Annotated in this window: 12 protein-coding genes; 5 read left to right on the forward strand and 7 right to left on the reverse strand. The window is 51.2% G+C overall.

Features of this window, described 5'->3' with window-relative positions; translation table 11 throughout:
* Positions 1-165: 165 nt before the first annotated feature.
* A complete protein-coding gene (locus GS601_RS02285; RefSeq protein WP_162421639.1) occupies positions 166-2982 on the forward strand; it encodes a zinc-dependent metalloprotease in 2817 nt (938 codons plus the stop codon).
* 41 nt (positions 2983-3023) lie between these two features.
* On the opposite strand, the gene GS601_RS02290 is transcribed toward GS601_RS02285, so the two are convergent.
* Together GS601_RS02290 and GS601_RS02295 are read right to left on the reverse strand one after the other, a co-directional pair.
* Positions 3024-3503, reverse strand: a complete 480-nt coding sequence (locus GS601_RS02290; RefSeq protein ID WP_162421640.1) for a GNAT family N-acetyltransferase — start codon at positions 3501-3503, stop codon at positions 3024-3026.
* Complete coding sequence (locus GS601_RS02295) at positions 3503-4087, reverse strand: MiaE family protein (RefSeq protein ID WP_202924795.1); 585 nt, start codon at positions 4085-4087, stop codon at positions 3503-3505. Before GS601_RS02295 ends, GS601_RS02290 begins: the two co-directional genes overlap by 1 nt.
* Before the next feature lie 24 nt (positions 4088-4111).
* Here GS601_RS02295 and GS601_RS02300 point away from each other — a divergent pair, with 24 nt between their 5' ends.
* Entirely contained in the window at positions 4112-4975 is an 864-nt protein-coding gene (locus GS601_RS02300) for a DMT family transporter (protein WP_162421642.1), read from the forward strand.
* A 382-nt stretch (positions 4976-5357) separates the two neighbouring features.
* Complete coding sequence (locus tag GS601_RS02305) at positions 5358-6473, forward strand: phosphodiester glycosidase family protein (RefSeq protein ID WP_338016937.1); 1116 nt, start codon at positions 5358-5360, stop codon at positions 6471-6473.
* A 25-nt stretch (positions 6474-6498) separates the two neighbouring features.
* Here GS601_RS02305 and rsmG read toward each other — a convergent pair whose 3' ends face one another.
* Both rsmG and GS601_RS02315 read right to left on the reverse strand, forming a co-directional pair.
* The gene (rsmG, locus tag GS601_RS02310) at positions 6499-7236 is read right to left on the reverse strand and encodes a 16S rRNA (guanine(527)-N(7))-methyltransferase RsmG (protein ID WP_162421644.1); all 738 of its coding nucleotides are present in this window, start codon (positions 7234-7236) and stop codon (positions 6499-6501) included.
* Positions 7237-7386: 150 nt separating this feature from the next.
* On the reverse strand, positions 7387-8067 hold the full coding sequence (locus tag GS601_RS02315) for an ABC transporter ATP-binding protein (RefSeq protein WP_162421645.1): 681 nt from the start codon (positions 8065-8067) through the stop codon (positions 7387-7389).
* A 257-nt stretch (positions 8068-8324) separates the two neighbouring features.
* Between GS601_RS02315 and GS601_RS02320 the strand changes: the two genes are divergently transcribed.
* Complete coding sequence (locus GS601_RS02320) at positions 8325-9260, forward strand: Sll0314/Alr1548 family TPR repeat-containing protein (protein WP_162421646.1); 936 nt, start codon at positions 8325-8327, stop codon at positions 9258-9260.
* A gap of 271 nt (positions 9261-9531) precedes the next feature.
* Here GS601_RS02320 and GS601_RS02325 read toward each other — a convergent pair whose 3' ends face one another.
* Positions 9532-11715 (reverse strand): recombinase family protein, encoded by a 2184-nt coding sequence (locus tag GS601_RS02325; protein WP_162421647.1) that lies wholly within the window; start codon positions 11713-11715, stop codon positions 9532-9534.
* A 269-nt stretch (positions 11716-11984) separates the two neighbouring features.
* Here GS601_RS02325 and GS601_RS02330 point away from each other — a divergent pair, with 269 nt between their 5' ends.
* Positions 11985-13439: a proton extrusion protein PcxA gene (locus GS601_RS02330; protein WP_202924796.1), complete on the forward strand. Its 1455-nt coding sequence runs from the start codon at positions 11985-11987 to the stop codon at positions 13437-13439.
* Positions 13440-13723: 284 nt separating this feature from the next.
* Here GS601_RS02330 and purF read toward each other — a convergent pair whose 3' ends face one another.
* Entirely contained in the window at positions 13724-15244 is a 1521-nt protein-coding gene (gene purF, locus GS601_RS02335) for an amidophosphoribosyltransferase (RefSeq protein WP_162421648.1), read from the reverse strand.
* 199 nt (positions 15245-15443) lie between these two features.
* Positions 15444-17804, reverse strand: a complete 2361-nt coding sequence (purL, locus tag GS601_RS02340) for a phosphoribosylformylglycinamidine synthase subunit PurL (RefSeq protein WP_162421649.1) — start codon at positions 17802-17804, stop codon at positions 15444-15446.
* Positions 17805-18383 lie beyond the last annotated feature (579 nt).

Below are 18383 nucleotides of genomic sequence, written 5' to 3' on the forward strand. Positions count from 1 at the left end.
CAGCAATTTAGCGATAGCGTGGGGGATATCTGACCAGCATTCTCACTCTGTTGGCATCCTGTATCCACCCTCTAGCGCTAACCGATCGGGATGCTTTATTCCTGCTCGCGCCAGCATTGCCGAACGGTGTCGCCCCCGCCCTCCCTTTTCCCTTCTCCTGCCAGCATGAAACGAGTCTCGCTAGTTTTAGCTTTTGTGTTTGGATTGATCCTGGTCATCGTACCTCTGTCAGTTCCTCAGTCGGTTGCTCGGTGGTTGCCTACCCATGCTGTTGCCAACCAGTCGTCTCCCGCTCAACAAGCCGATTCGTCCCCATCCCCCGAAGACTCTCCCCGCAAACCGTCCGACGATGGCGATGAAGAGAAAGGGCAAAAGCCGTTTGAGCAAGTCATTCAAGATACGGCTACATCCAATGGATTATTTACCCTATATCAGAACAAAAAAACCGGGAAACTCTACGCCGAGATTAAGCCTGAGCAACTAAATCAGAACTATCTTGCCGTGATGACGCTAGAGTCAGGGATTGGTGAACGTGGCATTTACAGTGGTTTGCCGATTGGCGATTTTCTGTTTACGTTGCGTCGCGTTAACAATGCGATTCAGTTTGTCGTTCCCAATATCAATTTTCGGGCAGATCGCGGAACACCAATTCGCCGATCGGTGGATCGATCATTTAGCGATTCTATTTTACAATCGCTGCCCATTAGAAGTACCCATCCTCAACGAAAGAGCGTTTTAGTTGAACTTAATCCACTGCTGCTAGGAGATTTGCCAGGTCTCATACCTGTTGTCTCGTTTGCGTTAAGTAAGCCCTACACCTTAGATCAAGCAACCTCTTATTTTGATCAGGTGAAAGCGTTTCCATCCAATGTTGAAATTGAGTCGGTGTATGGGCTATCGGGTAGCAGTGGCAACGATACAGAACTGCCCAGCTATATTGCCGCCCTGCCTGATAGTCGAGCCTTTAGCCTCAAGGTGCGCTATAGCTTGTCTCAGTTGCCTCAAAATAATGGCTACCGCCCCCGCCTAGCCGACGATCGTGTGGGCTACTTTATCACAGCATACCGAGACTATACTAACGATGCGCCGCGCCAATCATTTGTGCGTTACATTAACCGTTGGCATTTAGAAAAACAAGATCCAACGGCACCATTATCAAAACCCAAGCAGCCAATTACGTTTTGGATTGAAAATACGGTTCCCCTTGAATATCGCGATGCAGTTCGTGATGGTGTTCTCATGTGGAATCGAGCCTATGAAAAGATTGGGTTTAAAGATGCGATCGCAGTCCAACAAATGCCCGACAATGCCGATTGGGACCCTGCCGATGTGCGCTACAACACAATTCGCTGGTTCAACTCTACAGATGCCATTTTTGCCCTCGGACCTTCGCGGGTAAACCCCCTCACCGGAGAAATTTTGGATGCCGATATTCTGGTTGCTGCCGACTTTACCAGAGCGCTAAAAGAAGACTACCGCAGCATTGCAGAGCAAAATCAAATGCGATCGGCCCCGTTTGCAGCACAGTTGCTAGGGAAAGAAAACCTCTGCAACTATGGCATGGCAGCCCGCTATTTGAGACGGCAAACGCCATCAACTGAGAAAAAATCGTCGCCTCGGCTAAGATTTGGGTCTCACTTGGGCAACGATCAAGATCTGTGTTTGGGCTTGGATGGGGCAAAGCAGTATGCCGTCGGAAACATGGCGCTGTCGCTGTTTCAAAATGTGTTGCCCAATAGTTCTGAAATGAAAGACTATGTGCAGCAATTTGTCCGCGAATTAATTGCTCACGAAATTGGTCACACGTTGGGGCTACGGCACAATTTTCATGCCAGTGCAATGTTGAAGCCAGAGGAGCTAAACAACCCTGAAATTACCCGCAAAAGAGGGCTGACTGCCTCCGTGATGGACTACAACCCAGTCAATCTTGCGCCCCAAGGCACCAAGCAGGGAGATTACTTTACCCACATCATCGGACCTTACGACGAATGGGCGATCGAATATGGCTATACCCCAATTGCTGCCAAAGTGCCCCAAGCAGAACAACGTACCCTCGATCAAATCGCCAAAAAAGCGCCCCAGTCAGACCTTTCTTACGCCACCGATGAAGACATATTTTCATTCCTCGATCCCAAAGTCAACGTTTTTGACATGAGTGGAGATTTGCTAACGTATTCACAATGGCAAATGGATAACGCTCGCAAAATGTGGGAGCGGATCAACACTCGCTATCCTGGTGAGGGTGAAAGTTTTAGCGAAGTTCGAGTCGCATTTAATGCTGTGTTCGACTATTACTTTCAATACGCAACGTTTTTGGGAGACTATGTTGGGGGGCAGTTTTTCAATCGCTACAAATCTGGCGACGCCAAAGGGCGATTGCCGTTCGAGCCTGTGCCCCTTGAGCAGCAACGTCTTGCCCTGGCTACGTTACAGAAAAATGTGTTTAGCGAAGAACCCTTTCAATTTCCCCCCGAACTGCTGAATAAATTAGCGCCCTCACGCTGGTCACACTGGGGAACGCAACCGTCTATAGAGCTAGACTATCCGATTCATGACAACATTCTATTTTTGCAGAGCATTGTGCTCTATGATTTGCTAGCTCCCCAGCGTTTGGCGCGTCTGCGAGATGCCGAACTGAAAACGCAACCCGGACAGGCATTGACCATTCCGGATCTGTTTGACTCGCTGCAAACCAGCATTTGGGGTGATGTGATTCAGCCTACAGACAATCTCAAACTATCAAGCTTGCGCCGTGCCTTACAACGGCAGTATATGAACCTGTTAGTTGACATGGTGTTGCGCCAAGTGGATGCGCCAGAAGATGCAAGAACAGTCGCCCGGTATGAACTAAAGCAATTGCATCGTTCAATCGATCGAGCAATGCGAAAAGTCAGCGATCGCGAAATCTATACAAAAGCGCATCTAGAAGAAGCTCGCGATCGCATCGCCAAAACCCTAGACGCCCCGTTGCAATCTCGCTAAAAAGCAGGAGGTGAGAGGTGATCAGAGCCGTTTGATGATGATCAGAGCCGTTTGATATAGATGCGATCGCACCGCTCGGTCTCAACTCCTTCACTCGGCTGATATCCGTTCCGTTCATACAGTAGAACGGCTTCTTGCAAAACACTGGCGGTCTCGATCCAGATTTGCGTAAATCCTTGCTCAGCGATCCTCTGTTCTAGCTGCCCCAGCAAAAATTTTCCCAACCCCCGCCGTCTTGCCTCTGGCAACAAATACATTTTGCGAATTTCTGCCGCTTTTTTCCCCCTCGAAATTGGGTAGTAAGCTCCCGTCCCGACCAGTTTTTTGTGCCGCTCTACCACCCAAAATTCGCCGCCTGTCTTTAAATAGCACTCCTCAACCGCGATCGCATCTCGATCAGCACCATCGGGTTCTTGAGGCAGCCCATACTCTGCCAACACCAAGCCGATTAGCTCGTAGACAGCCGCGCGCTCACCCGGTTGCCAATCGCGAATCAGGAAATCTTGATAATGAAGGTGCATTAGCTATGAATTCGCGGATGGGGATGGAGAGTCGATAAAATCTCGCTTTCGGCTTGGGCTAAGGTTTCTAGCCGTTCTACCAGAGCAGATCGCTCATAATATGTGTCTGCCAACGTCCAATACGCGCCATAGTGCCGAGCTTCGGAAGCCATCAACGATCGATAGAATTTAGCTAACTCACGGTCAGGGCAATGCTCGCTGAGCAAGCCCAAACGCTCGTGACTGCGAGCTTCGATCAGCCCAGAGACCAAGAGCGCATCCAACATCCGAGCGGGTTCATCGCGGCGGATCTGCTGATTTAACGTTGCACCGTAGGGAGGCGGCACCAGCGGCGCTAGAGGAATGCCTCGACGCTCTAAAATTTGGTTGACTTGCTCAAAGTGCTGCAATTCTTCCTGAGCGATCGCAGTCAATGACCTCACCAACTTAGCACTAGACGGGTAGCGAAACATCAGATTCAGCGCTACCCCGGCTGCTTTACGCTCGCAGTGAGAATGATCGAGCAACACTATATCGAGATTGGCTAGGGCTTGTTCTAGCCAGGCAGAGGAAGTAGGCTGTTGCAGAAAACGAATGGTCGGCAAAGAAGAACCCACGGAACGTTAAGCATGATTTGGTTGGCATTTGCAATTTTAACGGCTTTTTTTGAGTCTTTGAAGGATGTTTCGAGTAAGAAAAGCCTGCAAACATTAGACGCTTATATTGTGGCATGGATGGCAAATATCTTTGCGATCGCAGTTTTATTACCGTTGCTATTCATCATGGGAATTCCACCGTTGAATAGCCAGTTTTGGATTGCACTGCTCATTGGCGGTAGTCTTAATGTTATTTCGTTTATTCTTTACCTTAAAGCGATTCAAATTTCAGATCTATCTCTTACCGTGCCTTTGGTGACCTTAACCCCCTTATTTCTGTTAGTTACCTCGCCGTTAATTGTTCAGGAATCTGCCACGATCGCAGACGTTATTGGAATCATTTTAATTGTGGTTGGCTCCTATGTTTTAAACTTAAAAGAACGCAAGAAAGGCTATTTTGCCCCTCTAAAAGCGATTCTAAAAAATAAAGGTAGTCGCCTAATGCTGGTCGTTGCCTTGCTCTGGAGCATCACTTCAACATTTGATAAAGTAGGCGTTGTGAATTCGTCTCCAATGTGCTGGTCTACGGCGCTGTACTGTTTTTTAACCGTAGGAATGTTTCCCATTGTTTTATATAAATCGCGGCGCAAGTTAAATCAGATTGCGCCAAACCTCGCAGCGTTAGCGATGATCGGTGCGTTTCATGCCGTGGGGATCACCTTTCAGATGAGCGCGATCGCATTTACATCAGTCACTCAAGTAATTGCTGTAAAACGCACAAGCGCCTTGATTAGTGTTTTGCTCGGTCATTTTCTATTCAAAGAAAAAGGGCTGCAAGAACGGCTTGCGGGGGCAGCCATCATGGTTTTGGGCGTAGTCGTTATGACCCTCTTTTAAACTCTGATTTAACCCCTAATTTAAACAGTTTCTTAAGCACTAAAAAGAATTCTTGAACCATCATTCCATTGGTTTAAAGTTTCCTTAAAATCTTGCCCATTTCTAGGAACGTTGAGTCTAAATCAAGAAGATAGGAAGACACTCTCAAGCCAGCGTCCACAAATCGTCATGCCTTTGATAAAAATTTATCAAAAAATATTAAGTATTCTTAATCACTTTTAGAGAGTCAAAGAACCAAGGCATGATCAACAGAGCGTTTCAACCATCGCTAATGCAGAGCCGAACTCGATCTAGACAAAACCGCCGCCGGACTCGTAGAGTTTCTACCCTCCCAAGCACACCCTTTGTTACCCTAAGCTGTGCTTTCCTGACCTGCGCTATTGTGCTGCCCAAACTGTGGAATCCGCAGGGGTCTCTCTTGCCGCTGCCGTCTTACCACGACCTGACTCAGGCATTGCCAAACAAAACGTTAAACACCGCATCAGAGAAAGCATCTTCTCAAGAGAGAGCACCTCAATCGCCGAACCAGAAGTCGCAATCTTTGTCTCAAAAGCCCCCTCAAACGGCGCTGCCAGTTACTCAAGAAGCAGCGCTATCGTTTCAAAAGCCACTTAAATCAGATAAAACGCCAGGTCATCAGCCAACAGATCCCCACCGAAAGCCTGGAGAGCCTAAGAAAACGGTTTTGGCGCGTCCTGCTGAAGGCACCGCTCGCCCTGTCACCCTAGAGCAGCGCAAAATTGCAGGCATCCCCATTCACCTGATTAATATCGATCTTGCCGATCCAAAAACATTTATTAGCGTTGGGTTAGCCAATCAAGCGACCCAAGCTAATAGCGCGCGATTTTCCAAAGGAGACGAAAAATTTAACGCCATGGTAAAGCGCTACAAAGCTGCCGTGACCGCAAATGGAACCTTCTTCAGCATGGATGCCCAAAAGCGCGTCATGGGCAATTTGGTGTCAGGAGGGCGATTTCTCAAGTACAGCCCGTGGGAAAACTATGGCACAACGCTAGGTTTGCGACCGGGCAATCGTCCTGAAATGATTACCGCACGGGCAGAAGGTCAGCCAAAGTGGGAACAGCACTGGTTTTCTCTCACCGCCGGGCCGCGATTGCTCAAGCAAGGCGAAGTGTCGATCAATCCTAAGCAAGAGGGCTTTACCGATCCGGCGGTGATGGGCGTCGCCACGCGATCGGCGATCGGCTTTCCAGAACACGGCAAACGGCTTTTGCTTGTGACGTTCCACAAACCTGTGTCCCTGCAAAAAGAGGCTGCCATCATGCGATCGCTGGGCTGCTACGAAGCGATGAATCTCGACGGAGGCACGTCGGTGGCGTTGGCAAAGGGAGATCGCGTCCTCCATCCTGCGGGGCGAGACCTCACCAATGTGATCACCATTTATGACGCTCACCACCCTGCGCCTGAAGCTCTTCAGCGATCGTGGGCAGAGTTTCAGAAGGGCGATCGCGTGGCGTTGAAACAGAACGAATCCTAACGAGTCGTTGAAGTTAGAGTTGAAGTTAGAGAGGATTTTGAGTCGAAATTCCGATCGCTCTTGGAAACGCTTTCGGAGTCGGTGCCATTTTTTTGAGATGCAGGACGTGACGGACGCTTTGAGTCAAAGGCGTTTCAAACTGATCAGAGCGTTCCAGGGTTCCGCCAAGCGTTTCGAGAGCCGGTTTCAAGGCGTTCTCTTCTTCGGCTGTCCATTGCCCCCGGTAGAGCAGGGCGATTCCACCTATTTTAAGTAACGGCAAGGTGTATTCTGCACAGACTGAAGCGGCGGCAACTGCGCGAATGGTGGCGACATCGTAGGTTTCGCGGTGGAGAGAATGTTGGGCGATCGCCTCGACGCGATCGCAGAGCAGACGAGTATTCCCAATGCCAGTTTCACTGAGAGCCGTTTGCAAAAAGTTGACTTTCTTGCGAGTCGCATCGAGGAGAGTCACTGCCCAAGTCGGTTGCGCGATCGCAATGGGCACACCTGGAAACCCAGCACCCGTACCAATGTCGATCGCTACCCGCGCTGCACCACTTCCTAAAAAAGACTGAATGCCGCTCAGCGAATCCCACAGATGCTTCTCCCAAAACTCTGAAGGCTCGGTGATGCGAGTCAGATTAAATTGACGATTCCCGATCACAACCGCGTCATAGAATGCCTGAAATTGTTGGTGTTGCTTGGGGCTTGGCTGCCAATTTAGGGTCTGTTGCCAACGCTCGCTCATTTCAGGAAGCTGGGGAGTTTCTGGGTCGATCATGGCGCAAATCGTCACTATAGGTTCTAGTGGTCTGTCAAGATTGAAATGGGGACTAGGACAAAAGGGAGAGACTAGTAATCGGAACCCTCCACCCATCAACTCAACGTTGACAATCTACTAGGATAGGTTCCAGCCTACACCGGTTCCAGCCTACACCGTTGTGATCGGGCGGGCGCGATCGCGGATTGCCGCCAACGCCTCAGGCGACTCTTCGTTCATTTCTCCGTGGCAAATCGTCCAGCAGCGATCGGCGATCGAAACCAATTCGCTGGCGTCGTGAGACACCACTAATAGCGTCCAGTGCGCTTTGAGTTTGGCTAACAAGTTCACCAACTGACGCCGCATTGACCAATCTAGCCCGGCGGTTGGCTCATCGAGTAACAGAATGCTGGGCTGACGAATCAGTTGCACTGCCAAGGCAAGACGGCGTTGCTGACCTCCACTGAGGTCATGGGGCGCAGTTTGTAGCGGCAAATGATCCAATCCGACTTCGGTTAAGGCATCGTGAACGCGATCGGAGCTAAGTTCGGGATGCCCCAGCCGCAGTTCTTCTAAAATCGACCCGCCGCAAAAATGCCGCTCTGGAAACTGAAACACCAGCCCGCTCAGTTGCTGCATATGTAAAAAGGTCAATTCTTGATCGCGCCAGAGGATCGTGCCGCTCGTTGGCTCTGCCAAACCTGCCAAAATCTCTAGCAGCGTGCTTTTTCCCGATCCGCTTGGTCCGACGATCAGCCCCAACTGCTGAGGGGCAATTTCTAGATTGATAGACTTGAGAATCGCGGTTGGCGTGGCGGCTGGATGATAAGACAGATCGCGAAGATAGAGCATTTAGTGTGCAAAATTTAGTGTAAAAAATTAATGTAGGGCAGGCTACTTTTAGCATAGTCTACCTACCAGTTTACCTGTGCATAGCTTACCCGCCGCCAAGTGTGCCGAGGTACATCTGAACGTAGAAATTTTAGCGGCTGAAACGCCGAATTGGAATTACCCTGATGTTAGAAAATACGAGTGAACATTGCAGGTAGATTTGGAAACCTGCGATCGCAATTGTTCGTCAACCCACTGGATATCTTGTGAGAATTGCTATGGTTAGGCTATCGGCTGCTCAACCCACGACCCGCTGGACATCTCAAACGATTACTCGAACCCTTAAACGAAGTTTAGGCACCGCTGCAATGCTAGTGGGCTTGTTGGCAAGCCCATCGTTGGCAAAAGACCCGTTTAGAACCGGAAGCGCCGCCAAGCCGATCGACGATCAAACCGAAGCGGCGTTCCTCTCGGTGTTTAAGAAAGGAGACTATGTTAGTGCCAAAGCTGACCTCGCTAAAGCACCTGCAAGTGAGCCATTGGCAGCAGCCTTGAAAGCTGCGATCGCATACACCTACTGGGCAGGCGAGCAAAATCCACAGACCAAACAAGCCCTGCTAGATGAGTTCAGCACCTACGCCACCCAAACCAAGCAAGTTGCCCAACAGTCAACCGATCCGCTTCGCAGCAACCTGTACAAAGCTGTGGGAAACTTTCTAGAAGGAGCCTACATGGTGGGTAAGGATGGGGTCGTCCGAGGGACAGCCGGCGCGTTGGGCAAACTCCAGCAAGCGTTTCAAAACTTAGACGCTGCCGAAAAAATTGACCCCAACGATCCAGAACTGAATTTAGTCAAAGGATATATCGATCTGCTGCTGTCGGTGACGGTCAATTTACCGCTATCGAGTCCGGCGGATGCGATCAACCGGTTAGAAACCAAGGCTCAGCCAGCCTACTTGTCTCAGCGCGGGCTGGCGATCGGGTATCGAGATCTCAAGCAATATGACAAAGCCCTGCAAGCGGTTGATCAAGCCATTCAAGCGGCTCCTACAAATCCTGATCTAAAATACCTCAAAGGGCAAATTCTTTATCGCCAAGGCAAGAGGGCAGACAGCGTTGCCTTGTTTCAAGAGGCGTTGAAGGATGCTAAGCAGCTTCCGCCAAGCCAAGTTAGCCAGATTCAGCGAGAACTGAGAGTGGCTCAAGGTCAGTAGCCCACAAGCTATGGCAAGCCTAAATTAGTCATGAAATAGTCGATCTAGCGATCGCACCAACTACAAAAAATGGCGTTGCTGAATCTGAGTATGAATCGCAGATTTGCCCTCTCCCTAGCCCTTTTCTGATTGGGAGAGGGAACAGGAATTCTAGCTCCCTTCTTTCCAACTCTTCTCCTTGGGGAGAAGGGCAAATCATACTTACATTTAGCAACGCCCAAAACATGATCTCAAAATCGTGGTGCCAAACCGAGTAAAGTGCATAGATTTCTCACAGTGAAAGTGGCTCAGAACTAAGTGGAATTGCCGCATTCACTAGCGTGGTTAATACCCCAGTTTGCTCTTGCCCGCTTGTGGAAAGATCGCTGTAACACAGAAAGAGTTTTTCTTCGGTTCTACCTAACAGATCGAGCAGAATGCGCCGTAAGCGCTGTTCGTTCATAGTTTGAGTATCTTCGACGCGCCACGCTTGACCTGACCAGTGCTGAAGAAAAATCGGGGCGGCAAATAGCGAGTCTACCCCACTCAGCCAGCGCGAAGAACCGGCATCTAGCCAAAACTGCCAACGGTGAGCACGGCGGCTCGACCGATACTGAAACACGGTCGCCAAGGTGACGGCATTATTTGCCAAGCCCACCGGGCGGACGGGAAACGGATTGGCGGTAACAGTGCCATTTCTCAAGAGTTGAATAAAGTTGCGAACCGTCATTGAGGCTGGAGCATCACTCCAATCGCTGCGGCGCAACCGATCGTCTACTTGCCAATAGTGCTGAGCCGTTTCGATCAATTCTCTCAGGGCGGCGAGTTGGTCAAATGGCAAATGGCTGCCGCCCAAGAAGAATCGCTGGATGGCGCGATCGCACAATACGACCGGACTGGCGATCAGGTGCTGGCTGAGTTGCGATCGCTGATCCTCAATCCAGCGCACAATTCCCCCATAGGCATCTGCGGCTTGATAGCCCAACCGATCCCACCGGGAAAACGTGGTTGCTGCTCTTAATTGCGGATGATCCGGGTGGGGTTCAAAGCAATAATCTGCTATTAACCCGGATCGGGCTGGATCAATCAAAAACGAGGCGGCACTGGTCGGGGAAACAGTAGACAAAACGTCATCAGGTTGCCAATCTGCTGGGGTGGCTTTTTGGCTGAGAACAACTAGCATTTCTGCGATCGCGTCTCGGTCAACCCACCGACCCAACCCTGGATAAATCAGTGCCAACAGCGTCAACAGCGATCGAATAATGGGGCTGCTTGCCAACGGGCGTTGATCGTTGAGCAACTCCACCGGAATGCCATTTTTTCGCAAAATCTCGGTCAAGGCATAGCGAGAGATCGGATCAATCCCCGGACCGATCAGCGCCACGTCTCGCGGTTGCACCTGCCCAGACTGGACTGCCTTGAGAATGACATCGGCGGTTTGGCGGATGAGTTGCGCTTGGGTGGTCGATTGGATGGTTTGAATCGCATCTGGCAAACTGGCAAAGAAAATCGGATCGTTGACCAGATCGACGATCGCGGCTCCCAAATCCTTCACTAGCGACGCCCCCGCAGCCGCTGTCAACATTATTTCCTGGCAGTGGGAAGACAACTCCGCCATATAGCTTGGATCGGCTCCTAACCCCAACCTGACCGCACCGTCAGGATTGAACGCAAAAGCGCAGGTTGTGTTTTGGCTGAGAAAAAACTCGAAAAGCCGCCGTGCGATCGCGGGATATTCATCCACATCATCGGCAAGAACAGCCTGATAGCGCGCCGTCAAATGCTTTTGATAGACCGGATTGGGCAACAAATAGCGCCAATACAACTCTGTGATCAAGCTATAGGTGAGCAAGCCTCGTCGCAAGCACCAGAGCCGCCACCGTTGCAGCATTTCTCCCACCGTTGCGTAGGGAATCGGCAATGCTGCCACCTGTCCCTCCATTCCCGGAACGCCTTGTTCTAGCAAGGTCGGAATTTCTTCGAGGGTGATGCCACTCAACGCCGCAAGTTGCATCACGTCTAGAACGCGGCGCACCAGTCGCGCTTCACCCTGCCCGGCACCATAGCCCATTGGCACAGTTCCTTCCGGGGTGCGTGCCCCAATGGCGGTGTCAAGTTCTGTTCGCCAAAGCCGCGATGCCAATTCCTGCTCATTTTCCGGGCGCAGCCGCAGCGGAAACGTCGCGTTTAGCTCCAACGACGGGATTAGCAGCGACCAAAATAGCATCACTTCGTCTTCAAAAAATCCCAGGGGCGTTGTTGAGCGAAACGGACACTTGCCCTGAGTTTCAGCTGTTAAGCGATCAGCAAGTTCCAAACGGTTATCCCCGATCGCAGCGAGCACCAACACCGAAACTTCACTTTGCTGGGTGCTGCGAGCCAAGCCAGGGCGCACCCACTCGCAAAATTGGTTGACCAACCGAGTTGTCTTGCCGCTGCGCGCCGCTCCAGTTACCCAAATTGAAGTAAAACCCACAAGTTAGCCCCCGGTATATTTGCTAGAATCCGTAGCACTCTAACTAACGTTGCCACAACGAACGGTGCGATCGCTCAGCACAGATTCAGAAGCGATTTGTCCTTCTCTATCGTAGATCTGAAAATGCAGCACCCTTGGATCTAAACCTACACCGAGGTTGAAGAAGAAGCGTTAGCTTATGATCTGTCTCTGCTGTTGCTTCTGCGTGACCTGCCGTCGCAATCTCTCCCTCCCTTCATCTGCCCGTATCGCATTTCGACTGGTGAATCATGAGAACGTCTATCTTCGCCGCTTTGAAAGGCTCTCTCCGTCGCGCTGAGCAATGGTATTTACAAACGCCCGATCGCGCCCTCGATTTGGCGTACGATGCAGCGCTAAACATTAAAGCGATCGAGGACGAGCATTTTGGGGGCAAGAAAATTGCCCGCGATGCCGGAACTCTCAGCGCCAGCGCCTTTGCATATTTTGAAGCCGATCTCAGGCGGCATCTCCGCACCATTCGGATGCGGCTTACAGAATTTCGCCGCAGTCGCTCTACCCTCAATGTTACAAACCCAAACAAAGTTGCGGCAGGGCGATCGGTGCGAACGATCGAGACAACGGCGATCGGCTCGGATCGGTTTGTGCCGACGGTGCGAGATCAGCCTGCGATCGCGCTAGAGAAGCTAAAATTTATCGACAGCATTTTGGCACGTTATGCAGAGCAAAATTTGACTCTAGAAGCAGTGTCAACGTCCATGATTTCCCAAAGTTATGAAGAGGAGAAACGGTTGAGTAAAACCGGGCAAACCCCACCCGATAAAAAAAATGCTCCAGCAAATCCGAACACTAGCGCTACAGGAAGCGAAGATTTTGAATCTATCACCGATAAAACCGGGCTGCTGCCGCGATCGATCCTCACAACGTTAAGCCGATTAAAACGAGATTTAGATCCCAACTCGGAGACAGAAGTTGTCCAGACTTACCGCGTTTCTAAAGTCAGAACTCTGATTTCCGTCAGATTTATTTTGACCTTGATTTTAGTGCCACTCTTGGTGCAACAGGGTGTTCGCAACCTGGTTTTGACGAATAGCTTGCCCCCAGGACAGTGGATTAGTCAGCAGTTTAGCCTAGAGACTCCTGAACGGGTGTTTCTCAACAGTGAAATGACTGAGGAAGCCCTGCACGAGCTACAACGGTTTGAAGAGCGGCTCCGGTTTGAAAATCTGATCAAAGAAACCTTAGATCAGCGAGAGTTTTCGCCAGCCGAAGTAGAAGAACGGGCTATCCAACGCTCTGAGGTGGTGGAAGCTCAACTGAAAGAAAAAGCAATCGAGGTGGCGGCTAACTTTTCGGTGCAGAGTACCGATGCAATTAAAAACTGGGTGGCAGATATTGCCGCCGCGATCGCATTTGCCCTAGTTCTAACCAACAGCAAGCGGGAAGTTGAGGTTGTCAAGTCGGTGATTGATGAAGTTGCCTATGGCTTGAGTGATAGCGCTAAAGCTTTCGTGATTATTCTATTTACGGATGTGTTTGTCGGATTTCACTCGCCCCATGGATGGGAGGTGCTACTCGACAATGTTGCCAGGCATTTCGGTTTGCCAACGAGCCGCGACTTTAGCTTCTTGTTTATCGCGACCTTTCCAGTGATCTTAGACACGATTTTTAAGTATTGGATTTTTCGCTATCTAAACCGAGTTTCCCCATCTGCCGTAGCGACGTATCGTGAAATGAACGAGTGATACCAAATTAATCTGTAAATGCTATAGATGTGCGACCTCCCCCAACCCCTCCTGACTAAAGAGAGGAGCCGGAAAGTCTCTCCTGACCAAGGGGGGATACCGTAGGCAGGGAGATCCAAGATCTGTCGCCGTGAAAAATAAGTTTGGTATGACTTGCGGCTGGGTGTGAAATTGAGTAGACAAACGTTAATCGGCAACCTGGACTGATTGCCATTTACGGCACGTTTACCACACCGGGATACAGCATTGCCATATCCCGACCTGGGTTGCACATTTACGCTAACTTACACGGGCGCAACTTTTTCTTTTTCTAAGATCAGCTTTGCCCGCTTTAACTGTTCGGGGACGGAAATCGGATACTCTCCGGTAAAACATGCCGAACAGAAGCTATTGGTATTTTCTCGCGTCGCGGTTAGCATCCCTTCCCAACTGAGATATTGGAGGGAATCTACCCCAATTTGTTGGGCAATGTCTGCTACCGATTTGGTTGCGGCAATTAAATGATCTTGGCTGTCGGTATCAATGCCATAGAAACAGGGATGGGTGACAGGCGGCGACGAAATTCTCATATGCACCTCGATCGCTCCGGCATCTCGCAATGCTTTGACGATCTTGCGGCTGGTGGTTCCCCGAACGATCGAGTCATCTACAATCACGACCCGCTTTCCGGCTAGAACGTCCTTAAGCGGATTGAGCTTCATCCGAATGCCTGCCTCTCGCATCCCTTGAGTGGGCTGAATAAAGGTGCGACCCACATAGCGATTCTTGATCAAGCCTTCGGCGTAGGGAATGCCCGACTCTTGGGAAAACCCGATCGCGGCTGGAATCCCAGAATCGGGAACGGCGATCACAATATCTGCATCTACGTAAGATTCTTGGGCAAGCTGACGCCCAATTCGCAGCCGATAGCTATATAAACTTTCGTCGTGCATGACGCTATCGGGGCGAGCAAAATAGATCATCTCGAAAATGCAGAGCTTGCGTTCGGCTTTTTTTGCCCACTGGATCGAGGTTAAGCCTTCTGCCGTAATCCACACAAGCTCTCCGGGCTGAATATCGCGTACATAGTCTGCCCCGATGATGTCAAGCCCGCAGGTTTCCGAAGCGAGGACGTAGCGATTGGGCAATTCAGGATCATCTTTGGGTAAGGTGCCTAAGACGAGGGGACGAATGCCATTGCGATCGCGGGTTCCCAACAGCCCATCGGGGGTGCCGATGACTAAACTAAATGCGCCGCTACAGCGTTGGAAGGCGCTAGCAGCAGCATCGACCCAAGATTTGCCATCGTTGACTTCATCGCCTAGGGCGAGGGCAATCATTTCCGAATCCGTGGTGGTGATGAAGGTATGGTCGCGCTGAGAGAGTTCTGCTCGCAGTTGGGCAGTGTTGACTAGGTTACCGTTGTGAGCGAGGGCGAGAGAGCCAAGGCGAGTTGGCACGATCGCAGGTTGAGCATTGACCACTCGGCTTGATCCGGTAGTGGAATAGCGGGTATGACCGACCGCTAAGGCTCCGGGCAGCTTGCTTAAAATGGTTTCGTTAAAAACTTGAGACACCAAGCCCATGTCTTTGTGCAAATTTACCTGATTGCCATCGAACGCGGCGATGCCTGCCGATTCTTGACCTCGATGCTGCAAGGCATACAGCCCGAAATAGGCAAGGGTGGCGACGGTTTCTCCGGGAGAGTAGACGCCGAAGACGCCACAGGCTTCTTCTGGTTTGTCGGAGGGAGAGAGAGCAGGCGTCTCTGGGGTAGGGGTTGAGGCGCAAGCAGACTGGTCGGAGGGAGGATCATTCGGCAGCATAGATCAGGCTCAGCTTACTACAAGTCGAGAGGGTCAAGAACATGGAATGCAGAAGGGGGAATGTAAAGGCAAGCTTAACATTCTCTTAAATATCGCATGATTTTGTGAAAGAACGGGCAGGAAGCAGTCGAATGGAGGATAGGGATAAGAGAAGGTTATGGATACCGGCTTGATGATTCATCTTTTTGAGGCGTTGAGCCTAAGATGTTAAACGGCGTTCGATCGCGGTTGACCAAATGTTCTGCATTGCTGCGATCGTAGCGTCTACTAAAACCGATGTGTTGTCGGCACGAATTTGCAGCGAACTGCCGGATGCGGCAACCTGCCCCAGGGTTTGCCAGTGGTAAGGGAGGTGGGCTTGAAGATAGGTTTCCCACTGGGCAACGCTTGCCTGATCGACGGAGACCACAATTCGGGCACCGCCTTCTGCAAATAACACCTGATCGAGCCTAGCTGATAGAGGCGGTAAAGAGATGGTGGCACCGCGATCGCTGCTGATGCACGATTCGGCAAGCGCGATCGCCAGTCCGCCTTCGGAGCAATCGTGGGCAGAGTGTACCCAGCCTTGCCGGATGCCGTGGCGACAGGCTGCCTGCACGCTGCGTTCAAGGGCAAAGTTAACCCTAGGGGGTTGCCCAGCGATCGTCTGGTGAAGCACCGCCAAATATTCTGATCCACCGAAGCTGAGCGCGGTCGAATCGGCGTCCAACCCATCGCCCAGCAAGTAGATAGCATCCCCTTCGTGCGTCCAGCCTTGCCCAACGATGCGGCTGAGATCAGGAATGTAACCAACCATTCCGACTACGGGTGTGGGGTAGATGGGCTGCGGCTTGCCGTCGGAATCGAGGGTTTCGTTATAGAGCGAAACGTTGCCTCCGGTTACAGGAGTAGAGAAGGCTGTACAGGCTTCAGAAAGTCCGCGGCAGGCTTCCGAGAGTTGCCAATAGCCGATCGGCTTTTCTGGGCTGCCAAAGTTGAGGTTGTCGGTGATGGCGATCGGGTCTGCGCCAACACAACTGAGGTTTCGAGCCGCTTCTGCGACTGCCGCTTTGGCTCCTTCGTAGGGGTTGAGGTAGACGTAGCGGGAGTTGCAGTCGGTGGTGGCGGCGACGCCTTTGGTGAGGGATGACGGGGTTGGAGTGATGGATGAAGAGGTGGCATCAGCGAGGGGACGAATGCGAACGATCGCGGCGTCTGCTCCGCCAGGGAGCATGACGGTATTGTTTTGGACTTGGTGATCATATTGGCGGTAGATCCACCGTTTGGAGGCGATCGTTGGAGCGTCAAGCAACTGGTTTAAAACGTCAGTCCAGCTTAAAGGTTGTCCGCCGATGCTGATTCCAGAGAGATCGCAGGGGGGGAGTTGGTCGGGCGTCCAGTTCCAAGCTTCGCGGGCGTAGGTGGGAGGTTCGGCGATGAGGTCGCGATGATAGATGGGGGTATTATCGGCAAGAGCCGTAGCCGGAATTTCAGCCGCGATCGCGCCTTGAAATAAAATTCTCACGATCGGTTCTTCGATCACCGTTCCGGCAACAACGGCATGCAGTTCCCATTTGTGGAAAATATCGATGAGTTCTTGTTCGCGCCCTTTTTCTGCCACAAACAACATGCGCTCTTGCGACTCAGAAAGCAAATATTCGTAAGGAACCATGCCCGTTTCACGAGCCGGAATGAGATCTAGGTCAAGCTCGATGCCGACTCCACCTTTTGCCGCCATTTCGGACGTAGAGCAGGTAATTCCTGCCGCGCCCATGTCTTGCGCTGCTACAACTGCCCCTGTTTTGAACGCTTCTAAGCAAGCCTCGACGAGAGACTTTTCCAGGAAGGGATCGCCAACCTGCACGGCGGGGCGATCGTCTATGGATTCTTTAGAGAGTTCGGCACTGGCAAAACTTGCGCCGCCCATGCCGTCGCGTCCGGTGGTTGATCCGACATAGAGCACGGGGTTGCCGATGCCTCTCGCGCCCGATTTGACGATCTCGGTTGTTTCCATCAATCCTAGCGCCATGGCATTTACTAAAGGGTTGCCAGAATAGGCAGGATCAAAGTAGACTTCGCCGCCTACGGTAGGAACGCCAATGCAATTGCCGTAGTGACTGATGCCAGCGACCACGCCTGTAAAGATGCGGCGGGTACGAGCGTCGTCTAACGTGCCAAATCGGAGCGAATTTAAGATGGCGATCGGGCGAGCACCCATGGTAAAAATGTCGCGCAAGATGCCGCCAACTCCGGTTGCTGCGCCTTGAAACGGTTCGACGGCAGACGGGTGATTGTGCGACTCGATCTTAAACGCAAGTCTCATGCCGTCCCCAAGATCGATCACGCCTGCATTCTCGCCAGGGCCCACTAAGATGCGATCGCCCTCGGTGGGAAACTGTTTTAACAACGGGCGAGAGTTTTTGTAGCAGCAATGTTCTGACCACATCACCCCAAACATGCCAAGCTCGGCTGTATTTGGATGACGCCCCAAGCGCCGCACAATCTCGCTATATTCGTCTGGTTTAATGCCCTCAGATGCAATCTCTTGTGCGCTAAACGGTGCAGCGGCAATCTCTGTCATAAACCCTTGCATGGATGGAACAGGTTCTTATTCTATCGGCATGGTGGGACGGATGGAGAAGGAGATTGGAGTGATGAAGCAGGAGAGAGAAAAGCGGATGGGTGACGTAGAGACGATGGCAGACCGGTTTAGAACCCTTGAGTGTCAGGAGGGAAGACTCTAGTTCAAGGAAGGATCATTGCTATCTCAAACTCCATCATTCTTGTTTCAGAGAGCAAGTTTTCTATTTCAAACCCCATTGTGCCTACTTCAGGTAGCATCGTTCCTGCTTCAGATAGAAAGGTTTCTGTTTCAAACCCCATCGTTCTTGCTTGAAATAGCAATGATCCCACCTAAACAGGAAAATGTCTGCTCTAAACCCCAATCGGTCAACCTTTGACGACAAACCCTCCTGTTTCAGCAGAGAACAGTTCATCTGAGCGATGCGATCGCGGCTCTTTACGAGATATCAGTCACAGTTGATCTATACCGCACGGCATCAAGAACAGCGATCGCCGAGGTCAAAGCTTGAGATCACCCTTGAACTAGCCCTCAAATCCTTTAGAGAATACATCGGTTGATAGAAGGAATGGCGCTTGA

Source organism: Myxacorys almedinensis A, from assembly GCF_010091945.1.
Taxonomy (GTDB): domain Bacteria; phylum Cyanobacteriota; class Cyanobacteriia; order Leptolyngbyales; family Leptolyngbyaceae; genus Myxacorys; species Myxacorys almedinensis.